Source organism: Bacillus sp. SIMBA_005 (genome assembly GCF_046535585.1).
Taxonomy (GTDB): domain Bacteria; phylum Bacillota; class Bacilli; order Bacillales; family Bacillaceae; genus Bacillus; species Bacillus pumilus.
Genome location: NZ_JAWRWI010001035.1, coordinates 1 through 242 on the forward strand (window position 1 = coordinate 1; position 242 = coordinate 242).

The following is a 242-nucleotide window of genomic DNA, read 5'->3' on the forward strand; positions in this document are numbered from 1 at the left end:
TTTGTAATACTTTAAAAACTTACCTATTTTAAAAAGCTATATTTGCACATAGCTTTTATCAGTTCCAAAATGAAGGGCGAAGTTTCATCTGGTGAATCCTGCTTCGCCACTAGTAAAATTCAGTATACAACTGAATTATTTGTTCATTACGATGAATGCTACTACTACTGCGATGATCGGTAAGGCTTCAACTAATGCAACCCCGATGAACATAGTAGTTTGAAGAACGCCACGAGCTTCTG

At 36.4% G+C, this 242-nt stretch carries 1 protein-coding gene; it reads right to left on the reverse strand.

From position 1 onward, the window contains the following. Positions 1 to 135 precede the first annotated feature (135 nt). On the reverse strand, positions 136 to 242 hold a 107-nt coding region (locus SB660_RS23265), incomplete at its 5' end, for an ATP synthase subunit c family protein (RefSeq protein ID WP_486304227.1).